Source organism: Bombilactobacillus sp. ESL1092 (genome assembly GCF_058107465.1).
Map to the genome: position 1 here is coordinate 1,597,236 of NZ_CM176594.1, position 12,166 is coordinate 1,609,401.

Below are 12,166 nucleotides of genomic sequence, written 5' to 3' on the forward strand. Positions count from 1 at the left end.
AAGAAAGTTAATCCTATGTCAGACTTTTAAGCGTCATCAAGATCTCTTAGCTTACAATATTTAATTAATATTTGCTTTTAGACGCTTGGAGAGAATTACTAGCATTAGATATAATACTTTGGTTGCAACCTCCATAATATGCAACACTCGGAGGTGAGTAATTATGTTCAACCAATTTTTAATATCAGTAATATCTGGTATTATCATTTCCATATACATGTGGCGGATTAATAAACGCTAATTTTAGCGCAAGTAAAAAGGCATCTAGTAACTTACCGTGGTCAACTAGATGTCTTTTTGTATTTATATAAGGTGAAAATAAACCACAAGTTTTACTTGTGGGGGTCAGAAATAGCTTTAGCGTTAAAAACTCCCTTTCGATATAATAGTTTTTGGCTACCAACCAACACTGTTATCGAAAGGGAGTTTTTCTAATCTTGAAACAAGATACTAATAGCCTAGCACATACAAGATGGAATTGTAAGTATCACATTATTTTTACACCTAAATATCGTCGAAAAGTAATTTATGGAGAATTACGGCAAGACATTGGACGAATCTTAAGAAGGTTGTGCGAATTAAAAGAAGTGGAAATTATTGAAGCCCATGCGATGCCAGATCATATCCACATGTTGGTGAAAATACCACCTAAAATTAGTGTTTCTAGTTTTATGGGTTATTTAAAGGGAAGAAGTGCAGTTATAATTCATGAGCGACATGCCAATTTAAAATATAATTATGGCAACCGTAGTTTTTGGGCGCGAGGATTTTATGTGAGTACAGTAGGACTCAACCAAAAGACAATAGCCAAATATATACGCGATCAAGAACTGGAAGATCGAATCAAAGATAGTATTAGTAAAAAAGAATACATTGATCCGTTTAAGAAGTAAGAACAAATAAAAATCATGAGCAGTAGCGGTTGGTAGTGTTTTGTTGGGCCCCTTAAAGGGGCTTTTTGCGTCGGGGGAGAGCCCTTTTAGGGCTAAATAAAAAGCCACCAGCTCAGCTGGTGGATCTTTACTGCTTTGAGTAAAATGCTCAACCAATTTCGCATTTATAGTAACACAATTATTCTTGATATCCTAACAATTTAATTTGTAGACAATTCCATAATTGGAGGCTTTTTACTATGTATAACGCGTGGTACTAGTTAATTTTTCTACTTCGTTTACACAAATACCAACCTATCTCGAGTAGTTTGATCTTTTGAATATATACTAAAGGTATGCTACAATTACATCGAAACGTGAAGATGATTTAAACAAAACGACACAAAAAAAAGCCATTCCTAATTGCGATAGGAATGGCTTTTTTTGTGTGGTTACAAGACAACTCGAATTTACTTTTTATGATTTTTGCGTAACCAATCAATAATCATTTGACCAAATATGCTCACAAACAATGGAGCAATAACTGACGTGAAGATAATATAAAACAAAAACGGCACCCCCTCTCGGGGCGAGTTGCCGTCTAAAATTATATCATAAAAAATTTCGTAATCTGGGGGAAATATTATGGACGAAAAGCCAGATTTCAGGGACATTATGGTAGTGTAAATAATTTGGCATCGAATACTTTAATAAAGATTATCTCTTTTATTTTGTGATGACTATATAGTATAGTGTATATACTAAATCGAGGAGGCTTGATGATGACAAATAGTAGTGTTAAACCATTCAAATCAGGTAATTCGCTTGCGTTTAGAATAACTAAGAAGGATAGTGAGTTACTGGGATTAACTGAAGATACCATGTTTGAAAAAATGGTATCACCAGATGGAAAGTCTATCACTTTTAAAAAGAAAGAAGCTGTTCCAAAAGAATTAGATCAATTTATTGATGATTTTTATCAAAAGAATGGTGAATTAATGACTGAGTTAGAGAATTTATGATATGGAATATTTAAGCAAAGAGCTGCTGGTGGAGGTTAATCAATCTGTCATTGAGCGTTCCATCAACGGAGATTTTGGGATTCAGTACAGTGAAGGACTAGATATAATCGTTCAACAGCCACAACAGGTTTTGTTCGGTCGGGAATTATATCCGACTATTTGGCTGAAAGCGGCGTTCATTGTACAGAAAATAATCAAGAAGCATATTTTTCAAGATGGTAATAAAAGGACCACCTTGATAGCAACTGCATTTTTTTTGGATATGAATGGTTATCATTTAGAATTTGACTTAGAATCTGGGAAGCTATTCATTTTAACGGTAACCAATGAACCGGATGATGAACAAGTTATGCTTGCAACTGCCAATTGGTTGAAAAATCATAGTTCTAAAAAATAGATTTTATTTTTAAGCACTCAGTAGGAGTGCTATTTTTGTACTAAAAATTAGGAGGTGCGGTGAGATGACGTGACAGTACACAAAAATTCACAAAATAATGCTTTTCATAGCTTGAACAGTGACCGTAAAAAAAGTTAAGTTGCTGTTTGAAGATACTTTGATCGATGAAGAAATTGCCAAACAAGTTAATCGTAGTTGTAGGACTCTGGCAAAGTTGAAGAACGATCCATTGTTCATTGAAGCACAACGTGAATAACTAGATGAAGCTTTGCTAAACTCCAATGATTGTCAAAAAGTAATTATTAGTAATCCAGCTTTTTTCAACACAATCTATCTTGAGAGATTCTCGAATGTTAAGAATCGTGGAATTTTATAGATGACGTTTCTTTTCTATTATTATGAATAAACTATTTATGAAACTATAGTGCTCATTCATTTCCTTTTTAGTGGGTGTGTCAATAAGATGGTGTTAAGATATTAATCCAATCTTGAATTAAAGATTGCAAGCTAGAAGATTCTCGGTTACCCTTAATTAGGTCTGACATGGGATTCACTTTCTTTGGCTAGGGATAACCGAAATGTAGCCTAGTCAGAATTTTTACTTCAACTAATTTTTAACTAGCACCACGCGTATTATAGTATTTTTATCTAATTTTGATTTGTACATGAATTTTTTACTCGTCTTGTATTACTTTGCAACCTGGAACTTATTAGGTTTAGAATAAGTAACTTTTAAAAAATAATATTGACAAAGGTACTTAATGTTCAATATAATATTAATTGTTTGTCGCAGTGGCTCAGCTGGATAGAGCAACGGTCTTCTAAACCGTAGGTCGTGGGTTCGAATCCCACCTGCGACATTTTTTGTACCTTAATATGCTGCAATTCACAATCTGATAGCACATAAATGTTATTTTGTAAGTGTTTTGCTGTTGGATTCATTCACAATCACATCCACAGTCGAAATTTGGTGAACATTTTGGTGGAACTGTGCGTTCTTATTTATCAAGCAGGTCACCTTTAATTGATAAAAAGGGCAACTATGTACGGACTGTGACTAACGGTGAGATTTATAAGTCAAAATCAATGTTAGCTGGTGTTATCAAGTAGTGGTTAATGAATATCTACCAGCTTTGTATACAGCTGGCAGTGGTAAGTAAATAAAAAAACTCCCAATGTGAGAGCTAATACATAATTAAATTGTGGGATTTTGGGAACGATTGTGCTACTATGAATACGTAAAAATGATGTTAGCATTAGGTTTATGTAACAACAAAAGAAGGCGCTCAAAACTTTGGTGGAAGTTTAAGATCGCATTTTTTGTTTCAAAAATTATTTGTGATTATCTAACTATTTTTTAAACATGGTTACTAAACAACCAGAAATAACTGCCGAAACAATCTGTAAAAAAGTGTTATTAGCACTAGGTTTCACCCCCTCATGTTGCTGCGTCGGGACTGCAACTTAAATATTATATTATAATGAAAGTATTTATTTTTAATTAAACATTGTTTCACTATGGTGAACATTAGACTTTTTATTCATATTTTTTGAGCAATTACAACTAAAAAGTTTTTTCTGGTATTTAAATATCGCAATGCCAAAAGTTGTTTTTGTTAGTAATTAAAAAGCTTTATGAAAAAATAGATATTGTTTCATTGCGACACATTTTTCAATTATAGTGTCACTTTGAGATAGTTATGTTATACTTGTCTTGCAAGATGTTAGTAATTCTTTGCATACAAACACAAAAGCCATTCCTATGCTGGTAGGAATGACTTTTTTTTGTGTGGTTGTCCATGACAACTCATTTTTTATCATTATGTTTGCCGTGCAACCAGTCGGCAATCATTTGATTCACTGCACCGACAATAATTGGTGCAATGATCAATGTTAGTAATTCTTTGAACATACAATCACTCCCTTTCGGGGCGAGTTGCCATTCAAAATTATATCATGAACAATTAAGTAATAGTGTAATCTGGCAAATAAAGCCAAATGGACATTTTGTCATTGTCTATAAAGCTAAAAACTTCGATAATTATTATCAGGCGTACTAGGATATGTGCTTTGTCTTTCTTTAATTTTGCTTCTAATTAATTGGAAAATAATTTTCGCTTGACTTAGAGTTAGCTCTAAGTTGTAAAGTTAACTTATTCTAAGTCGGAGGTGCTTTACTATGAAGAAACAAACAGCCGGACGTGAGAACTTAGGTGATTTTGCGCCCAAATTTGCAGAATTAAATGATGACGTTTTATTTGGAGAAGTTTGGTCACGTGAAAAAGAATTATCACCACGTGATCGTAGTTTAGCCACCATTGTTGCCATCATTACGGCCGGTAATTTTGAACAATTACCAGCTCATTTAAAGATGGGAAAACAAAATGGCTTAACTAAAGATGAAATCAGTGAAATTATCACGCATATTGCTTTTTATGTTGGTTGGCCGAAAGCTTGGTCAGCATTTAATATTGCTAAAAAATTCTATGAAGAACAGGGAGAATAATAATGGCTAAAAATGAAGATGTTAAAAATGGAGTAATTTTTGGTAGTGGTGACAAAAATGATGCCTTTGCCCAATATTTTGTCGGACAAAGTTATTTAAAGAATTTAGTCTCAGATCCTGACGTGAACGTTGGTGTTGGCAACGTAACTTTTGAACCAGGTTGCCGTAATAATTGGCATATTCATCATGATGGCTTCCAAATTTTATTAGTTACTGGTGGCGAAGGTTGGTATCAAGAAGAGGGCAAACCAGCGCAACATTTAACCCCTGGTGATGTGGTTGTAACGCACGATGGTGTGAAGCATTGGCACGGTGCTACTGCCGATAGCTGGTTTGAACATCTGGCAATTACAGCTGGTACTCCTGAGTGGTTAGAACCAGTGTCTGATGAAATTTATGATGCTTTGGATACGAAGGAAGCTAAATAATGTCACAAAATATTACTGTAATTGGCGCTAATGGACAAATTGCGCGGTTGGTTGAGCAGCATTATCTCAACCATGATCAAGTTAATTTAAAATTATTTGCGCGTAATGTGCAGCGTCTACCACAAGAATTTGCAGCGGCCAATAATGTTCAAATTATTGAAGGCGACGCCCGTAATTATAACGATGTTTTCAAAGCGGTAGCTGGTAGCGATTTAGTTTACGCTAATTTGGGCGGCGTCTTTACGCCGATGGTCCAAAATATTGTTCAAGCGATGAATGAGCAACAAGTACGGCGGTTAATTCATGTGACTGGTTTAGGCTTGTATCATGAGGTACCAGATCCCTTTGGCACCTGGGTTGAAGAATCTTGTGGTCATGCGGTCATGGAAGATACCAGAGATGCAGCCAAGCTAATTGAAGAGAATGGTCAGTTAGACTATACGATTATTCGGGCTGGTTACATGTCGAATGCGCCGGTAGTTGATTATGAATTAACTCATCGTCATGAACCTTTTAAGGGAACGACCATTTCACGAGCCAGTATCGCCGATTTAATTGAACGAATGATTGATGATCCCACACTGTTTGTCAATGATAGTTTGGGAATTGCCCAAGCAGGAACTGATGGTGCGACACCGGTTTACAAATAGGAGTCAATTAAATGACGAAAACTTATCGGATTGGTGAATTTGCGAAAGTTGTCCAAACCACGCCTTATACCTTGCGCTTTTATGAAAAGGAAGGTTTGCTGACTGTGCAAAAAGTTCATGGTCAACGTTTGTATACGGACCAAGATGTTTTGTGGTATCAATTTCTGCAACATCTCAAAGGCGCGGGTTTTAGTTTGTTTGAAATGAAGCAGTACGTGACTTGGCGTGCTCAAGGTGATGCCACGATTGGCAAACGCCAAGAGTTATTGCAAACTAAAAAGCGTGAGCTGGAAGCCAAAATTCAACAAGAACAAGAGCATTTACAAGTTGTTCAAGATAAAATTGATTTTTATGCAGCGTTAAAACAACATGCTATTACCGATGACTTTGAAACTTTTCGGCAACAGCGGCATGTAAATTAAAATAAAGGAAAACGTTTGGTAAATTGGCAAAATTTATACAAACGTTTTTTGAGTTTTCAATGTAAATGTTCGCATTTGGTAAAGGTCATTGCTTGAATTAGTCTAACTAGTTAAGATAGTTTTAAAAATAAATGAATAAAGGAGTGGGCAGTGATGATTAGTATCAAAGACGCAGCAACACAAACTGGACTCTCAGCCGACACGATTCGTTATTATGAAAAGCTGGGCTTATTACCCGAAGTCCGTCGTTCCAGTACAGGCATTCGTCAATTCGATGCGGCCGTTTTGAGTCGTTTAGCATTTATCAAAAAGATGCGACAAGCAGGAATGTCACTAGATAGTTTACAAAAATATATTAATTTATATCAATCGGCTGAGGATACAACACAAGAACAATATCAACTATTAAAAGAACAACGACAAATTATGGAAAATAAAAAGCAAGCTCTTCAGGTGGCAATTGATCACTTAGATTTTAAAATTCAACATTTTAGTGATCATGTTTTACCAGCGGAGGATCAATTGCATCGCTTAGAAAATGAACGTTTGTCTGAAATTATTAAAAAATAAAATTATTGCTTGTCTTGGAGTCAACTCCAAGTTGTATCTTAATGATAGTCATTCGTAATAAGGCAAAGATCTTATGGATTGACGCTAATCTTAGATGCTCTTGAGGAGGATGTTGATAATGACAGAAGTAATGGTAGTCACGGGTGCTGGCCAAATTGGAATGGCCATTGCACGGCGCGTAGGTTTTGGCAAAAAGATTTTCTTAGGTGACAAAAATTTGGCGAATGCTCAGGCAATTGCGAAGACAATGACTGATGCAGGTTTTGATGTGACACCAGTGGAGATGGATTTAGCTAGTCGGACATCCATTCAAAATTTATTAACACAAGCACAAGCTAGTGGCGAGATTACGATGGTTGTGAATGCGGCGGGGGTTTCACCAAGTCAAGCATCCATTGAAACGATTCTCAATGTTGATTTATACGGCACGGCTGTTTTGTTAGAAGAAGCGGGCAAAGTGATTGCACCCAATGGTGTCGGCGTAGTAATTTCTAGTCAATCGGGCCACCGAATGCCAGCCTTAACGCCACAACAGGATCGCCAATTAGCCATGACCGCGACTGAAGAATTGTTAGATCTAGACTTTTTGCAACCTGATCAAATTGAAGATTCCTTAAAAGCTTACCAATTGGCCAAACGGTGTAATGAAAAGCGCGTGATGGCCCAGGCCGTTGAATGGGGTAAAAAAGGAGCACGGATTAATGATATTGCCCCGGGGATTATTGTCACACCTTTAGCAATTGATGAGTTTAATGGGCAACGTGGTGATTTTTATAAGAATATGTTTGCAAAAAGTCCTGCTGGTCGCCCAGGAACGGCCGATGAAGTAGCCAATGTAGCAGAATTATTAATGAGTCCTGCTGGTCAATTTATCACGGGTTCCACATTTTTGATTGATGGTGGAGCAACTGCCTCTTATTACTATGGGCCTTTACAACCAGAAAATAAGTAGGAATTGAAATGCGGCTGGGCGTTAAATTGACATAGCTAAATCTGTTTTGCAAACGTTTTTTTGATATGCTATACTAAAGAAGTTCATTATAAGGATTGTTACTCGCTTTTTGAGGCATTACCTTTTCTATTTTGATGGAAAGGTAAGTTATACCTCAAAAAGCGTTTTTTAGTTTCAAGGAAAGGATGTGTCTTTTTGCCATTTTGGAAAGTTCAACAAGCCTCAATTTTAGAAATTGCCGCACCAATTGCTGGCAAAATTATCCCATTATCAGAAGTGGACGATGAAGTTTTTGCTCATAAAATGATGGGTGAAGGTTTGGCAATTCAACCGGCAGTAAGGGCTGATACCATCGTGGCTCCTGTCAATGGTCAAATTGTTGCTTTGCCGCCATCGAAACATGCAATAGGAATTAAGGTCGCAAAATTTAAGCTGGAAATTTTAATCCACATTGGTTTAAACACGGTGATGTTAAATGGAGAAGGGTTTAAAGCCTTAGTTCAAGTCAATGATTATGTTACGCAGGGCTTCCCCTTGATTCGCTTTGATCCCCAATTAATGGCACAGCATCATTTAGACATGACTACAATCTTAATTTTTACTAAGGGTTATGATCAGCAGTTACATTTGGGAAAATTAGCGCATTCTTTGGTCAAACGCGGTCAAATCTTGTTGCGAACAGAATAATTTTGAGGGTAAAGTATGCTAGCAATTAAAAAAATTAATAATAATGTTGCATTATGTCGTGATAATGATGACCACGAATTAATTGCCTTTGGTAAAGGAATCGGTTTTCCAACCATGCCGTATGAAATCACAGATTTAAGCCAAGTAACGATGACTTTTTACAAATTAAATTCACAATATTTACAGTTGTTAACAGAATTGCCAGAAGATGTAGTGGCTGTTAGTTTACAGATCGTGCAACAAGCCCGTAGTTTAATTACCCGTCCGCTAAATCCTAATATTGTGTTCAGTTTAGCTGATCATATTAATTTTGCTATTATTCGATCACAAAAGCAGCAAAACGCATCTTTGTTGTATTCCTATGATATTGCACAATTCTATCCGCAAGAAACGGCAGTAGGTCAATACGCACTTCAATTGATTGAACAACAATTGCATGTCAAACTACCACCAGCAGAAATCACGGCGATTGCTACACACTTTTTAAATAGTCAAGAAGTCGTTAGTGATGGCACGATTCAACAAGAACAAAAAGTGATTGAACAGGCATTAGATATTGTGGAACGACACTTTAATATAAAGATTAATCACCAAAGCTTTACTTATAATCGATTTGTGGTGCATCTGAATTATTATTTACGTAGGTTACAGCAAGCACAACAAATGGCTAGTAGCCAGACTGAAGGATTATATCAAGCTTTTCAAAAGCAATTTCCTGAAATTTATCAATGCGCCTGTGAAATTAGTACCGTGATTGATCAAGCCTATCAGACGGTTAGCAATCAATCAGAAAAGTTTTATTTAATGCTCTATATTCAGCGAATGGTGGATAATACTCAAGCAAAGGAGTAATTTGATGGTGAAGAGTCAAGAACAAACCAACCGTATTATTGCCCAGAAAGTCTTACAAGCAGTGGGCGGTAGTACTAATGTTGAGTCAGTAACACATTGTATGACACGCTTACGTTTTATTTTAAAAGACAACAGTTTGCCAGATGACCAAGCTGTGAACCAAATTGCTGGGGTCATTGGCGTCCGGCGTTCAGCGGGCCAATATCAAGTAATTATTGGGCAAACGGTGGACTTAGTGTACGACCAATTGTGCCAAATCGCTCATTTACAGACGACACCGCCCATTACAGAAAATCTTGATACTGAAAAAACGCAGTCTAAGTTAACTTGGAAAAGTATTGGCACAATTATCATGAACAAATTAGCTGGATGTTTAACACCCTTGATTCCAGTATTAGTTGCGGCTTCCATGTTTAAAATGTTTGCGGCCGTTTTAGGTCCGAGTATGTTAAATGTTTTAAGTGTTAATAGTGATACTTATCGTTTGTTCACGTTTGTTGGTGACGCTGGCTTTTATTTTTTCCCAATTTTAATTGGTTATACAGCCTCCAAACAATTTCATACGCAACCGTTAGTATCCATGTTCTTAGGTGCGATTATGTTACATCCAACATTAATTAAAATGGTCACTACCGGTAAACATTTTTCTGTTTTTGGCTTGCATATGCCATTGGTCAACTATAGTGCGACGATCATACCGATAATTTTGTCAGTATGGTTGATGTCTTATGTGGAACGTTTCTTGAAAAAATTTATTCCCGCTTCGTTAAGTACGATTTTTGTCCCCACATTAATGATCATTATCATGTTACCGATTACTTTATGTATTGTTGGCCCAGCTGGTGGCTTCATTGGCAAGTATATTTGTGACACAATCATTGGTTTTGGTAAATTAGGTGGTATTTGGAGCATTTTAGCGATTGCCATTATTGGTGCTGTTTGGGAGTTATTAGTAATGACGGGAATGCACTTAGTCTTAATTTCAGCAATGATGATGGTTATTGCCCAAAATGGTTTTGATAACTTTACGTTATTAGGATCTTTAGCCGCTAGTATGTCAGTAGCAGGCATGTGTATTGGCGCAGCGCTACGCTTGAAAAATAAGGATCAAAAAGCTTTAGCTTGGAGCTATTTTGTTGCTAGTTTTATTGGTGGCGTAACAGAACCCGCTTTGTACGGAATTGCGGTTCGCTATAAACGTAGCTTCTTAGGGATGATGATTGGCGGTTTTTGTGGGGGACTATATGCTGCCATTTGTCATATTAAAGGTTATGTTTTGGTGCCTGTAGCTAATTTTATGTCTTTGACGGCTTATGTTCATAATGATCCCACTAATTTGATTAATGGAATTTTGAGTGGGGTGATTGCAATCGTGGTGGCAGCTGTTGCAACTTACTTCATCGGTTTCCAGAGGAAAGATAATTCAGACACTAAAATTTCAGAATTAAAACCAGTGGAGGAATAAGCGATGAAAACTAAAATTATTGTAAGAGCGGATGATTTGGGTTACAGCGAAGCCGTTAATCTCGGAATTTTGAAAACCGTGCGCGACGGCATAATCAATAACATTGGTATCATGGTTAATATGCCCACTTCTAAAGCTGCAGTCCAATCATTGCTGAAGCTGACGCATAAAACGTTAGACTTGGGCTTACACGTAGTAATTTGTACTGGCCGTCCCGTTATTAGCGCCGATCAAGTGCCTAGTTTGACCACTGCTACCGGTGAATTTAAGCCATCCAAAGTTTATCGCAATTCCGTAAAAGATTTTGTTGATTTAGACCAAGCCGTTATCGAAATTGAAGCGCAATATGCCCGTTTTGTCGAATTAGTAGGGCGTAAACCGGATTATTTTGAAGGTCATGCTGTGGTTAGTGACAACTTTGTTAAAGCGTTAAAAATTGTAGCGCAACGACATCAATTACGTTTTTTAGAATATCATTTTGACGACAGTCCGACGCTATTAAATCATCAAAAATTATATCTAGAAATGAAAAGCATGCAACCAAATTATAATCCTTGGCAAACCTTACAAGCAGCGGCACTAACGCAGCATAATGATGGCTATGAAGTGATGGTTTGCCACCCAGGATATTTGGATGACTTTATTTTGACGCACTCTAGTTTGACGATTCCGCGAACACAAGAAGTTGCGATGCTGTGTGCTCCTCAGACTAAGATTTGGTTATGGGACCATGAGGTGGAGTTAATGCGCTATAGCCAAATTTAACCAATCATTAAATTGACTGACTGGCTGTTGATTACAAAAAGTGAATAACCTTAAAATGGGCCTAGGCATAGGCCCATTTTTAATAGAATTGTTGTTACTTTTGATTGCTCAAATCAATATTTTCAAAGGCCTGATTGAGTAAAGTTATGTCATCTAAAATTTGTAACTGCTTGCTTGAGGGAACAGAGTTGAGTATTTGCTTGATCATTCGTAAACGTGTTTGCGTCAAACTGTGATTTAAAGTTTGACCGAGCTGGCTTAGTTGAACCTCACGTTTGCGTGAATCGTGCGTATTAATCTGTGTTGTAATCAACTCGGCACGTTCTAAGCGGTCAAGTTGACGGCTGATGGTGGAATGAGAAGCTCCCAAAAAATGTGCTAAGTTTTGGACATTGGTCGGCTGTTGGCGGGCAATGGTAGCAAACAAAGGAAATAATTTATAATCAAGTTGCACGTGCGCCGCTTTAATCAAAGCTTGGTCATTTTGGGGTTGATTAAAAAAATAAGCTAGTTCAATTAATTGTTCGTAAAAAGTTTGGATTTGTTGATTATTCATAATATCAATTATACTAAATTAA

At 36.7% G+C, this 12,166-nt stretch carries 16 protein-coding genes and 1 tRNA gene; 15 read left to right on the plus strand and 2 right to left on the minus strand.

Going from position 1 to position 12,166, the window contains the following annotated elements:
• Positions 1-437 precede the first annotated feature (437 nt).
• The 5 genes from tnpA (at position 438) to AC3B6Y_RS07505 (ending at position 3,151) form a co-directional block, all read left to right on the plus strand.
• Complete coding sequence (tnpA, locus tag AC3B6Y_RS07485; RefSeq protein WP_489790540.1) at positions 438-893, plus strand: IS200/IS605 family transposase; 456 nt, start codon at positions 438-440, stop codon at positions 891-893.
• 761 nt (positions 894-1,654) lie between these two features.
• The gene (locus tag AC3B6Y_RS07490; protein WP_489790888.1) at positions 1,655-1,894 is read left to right on the plus strand and encodes an AbrB family transcriptional regulator; all 240 of its coding nucleotides are present in this window, start codon (positions 1,655-1,657) and stop codon (positions 1,892-1,894) included.
• 1 nt (position 1,895) lies between these two features.
• Positions 1,896-2,291 (plus strand): type II toxin-antitoxin system death-on-curing family toxin, encoded by a 396-nt coding sequence (locus AC3B6Y_RS07495; RefSeq protein WP_489790889.1) that lies wholly within the window; start codon positions 1,896-1,898, stop codon positions 2,289-2,291.
• A 118-nt stretch (positions 2,292-2,409) separates the two neighbouring features.
• Positions 2,410-2,547 (plus strand): hypothetical protein, encoded by a 138-nt coding sequence (locus tag AC3B6Y_RS07500; RefSeq protein WP_489790890.1) that lies wholly within the window; start codon positions 2,410-2,412, stop codon positions 2,545-2,547.
• 530 nt (positions 2,548-3,077) lie between these two features.
• Positions 3,078-3,151: transfer RNA gene (locus tag AC3B6Y_RS07505), tRNA-Arg, on the plus strand.
• 947 nt (positions 3,152-4,098) lie between these two features.
• On the opposite strand, the gene AC3B6Y_RS07510 is transcribed toward AC3B6Y_RS07505, so the two are convergent.
• Positions 4,099-4,203 carry a type I toxin-antitoxin system Fst family toxin gene (locus AC3B6Y_RS07510; RefSeq protein ID WP_489757477.1) on the minus strand — a complete coding sequence of 35 codons (105 nt, stop codon included), beginning with the start codon at positions 4,201-4,203 and terminating at the stop codon, positions 4,099-4,101.
• A gap of 267 nt (positions 4,204-4,470) precedes the next feature.
• Between AC3B6Y_RS07510 and AC3B6Y_RS07515 the strand changes: the two genes are divergently transcribed.
• The 10 genes from AC3B6Y_RS07515 to AC3B6Y_RS07560 all read left to right on the plus strand — a co-directional run bounded on the left by AC3B6Y_RS07515 (position 4,471) and on the right by AC3B6Y_RS07560 (position 11,588).
• The gene (locus AC3B6Y_RS07515) at positions 4,471-4,797 is read left to right on the plus strand and encodes a carboxymuconolactone decarboxylase family protein (protein ID WP_489757478.1); all 327 of its coding nucleotides are present in this window, start codon (positions 4,471-4,473) and stop codon (positions 4,795-4,797) included.
• Between the two features lie 2 nt (positions 4,798-4,799).
• A complete protein-coding gene (locus AC3B6Y_RS07520) occupies positions 4,800-5,225 on the plus strand; it encodes a cupin domain-containing protein (RefSeq protein ID WP_489757479.1) in 426 nt (141 codons plus the stop codon).
• Positions 5,225-5,875, plus strand: a complete 651-nt coding sequence (locus AC3B6Y_RS07525; protein ID WP_489790891.1) for an NAD(P)H-binding protein — start codon at positions 5,225-5,227, stop codon at positions 5,873-5,875. Before AC3B6Y_RS07520 ends, AC3B6Y_RS07525 begins: the two co-directional genes overlap by 1 nt.
• 11 nt (positions 5,876-5,886) lie before the next feature.
• Positions 5,887-6,297, plus strand: coding sequence for a MerR family transcriptional regulator (locus AC3B6Y_RS07530; RefSeq protein WP_489757481.1), 411 nt, complete (start codon positions 5,887-5,889; stop codon positions 6,295-6,297).
• Between the two features lie 153 nt (positions 6,298-6,450).
• Positions 6,451-6,867 (plus strand): MerR family transcriptional regulator, encoded by a 417-nt coding sequence (locus AC3B6Y_RS07535; protein ID WP_489769040.1) that lies wholly within the window; start codon positions 6,451-6,453, stop codon positions 6,865-6,867.
• Positions 6,868-6,976: 109 nt separating this feature from the next.
• The gene (locus tag AC3B6Y_RS07540) at positions 6,977-7,819 is read left to right on the plus strand and encodes an SDR family oxidoreductase (protein ID WP_489769039.1); all 843 of its coding nucleotides are present in this window, start codon (positions 6,977-6,979) and stop codon (positions 7,817-7,819) included.
• A gap of 195 nt (positions 7,820-8,014) precedes the next feature.
• Complete coding sequence (locus tag AC3B6Y_RS07545; RefSeq protein ID WP_489757484.1) at positions 8,015-8,506, plus strand: PTS sugar transporter subunit IIA; 492 nt, start codon at positions 8,015-8,017, stop codon at positions 8,504-8,506.
• Positions 8,507-8,521: 15 nt separating this feature from the next.
• A complete protein-coding gene (locus AC3B6Y_RS07550; protein ID WP_489769037.1) occupies positions 8,522-9,358 on the plus strand; it encodes a PRD domain-containing protein in 837 nt (278 codons plus the stop codon).
• Between the two features lie 4 nt (positions 9,359-9,362).
• Positions 9,363-10,823, plus strand: coding sequence for a PTS transporter subunit EIIC (locus tag AC3B6Y_RS07555; RefSeq protein WP_489790892.1), 1,461 nt, complete (start codon positions 9,363-9,365; stop codon positions 10,821-10,823).
• Between the two features lie 3 nt (positions 10,824-10,826).
• The gene (locus tag AC3B6Y_RS07560) at positions 10,827-11,588 is read left to right on the plus strand and encodes a ChbG/HpnK family deacetylase (protein WP_489789979.1); all 762 of its coding nucleotides are present in this window, start codon (positions 10,827-10,829) and stop codon (positions 11,586-11,588) included.
• A gap of 94 nt (positions 11,589-11,682) precedes the next feature.
• Here the strand turns inward: AC3B6Y_RS07560 and AC3B6Y_RS07565 are convergent, their stop codons facing one another.
• The gene (locus tag AC3B6Y_RS07565) at positions 11,683-12,144 is read right to left on the minus strand and encodes a MarR family winged helix-turn-helix transcriptional regulator (protein ID WP_489790893.1); all 462 of its coding nucleotides are present in this window, start codon (positions 12,142-12,144) and stop codon (positions 11,683-11,685) included.
• Positions 12,145-12,166: the final 22 nt, after the last annotated feature.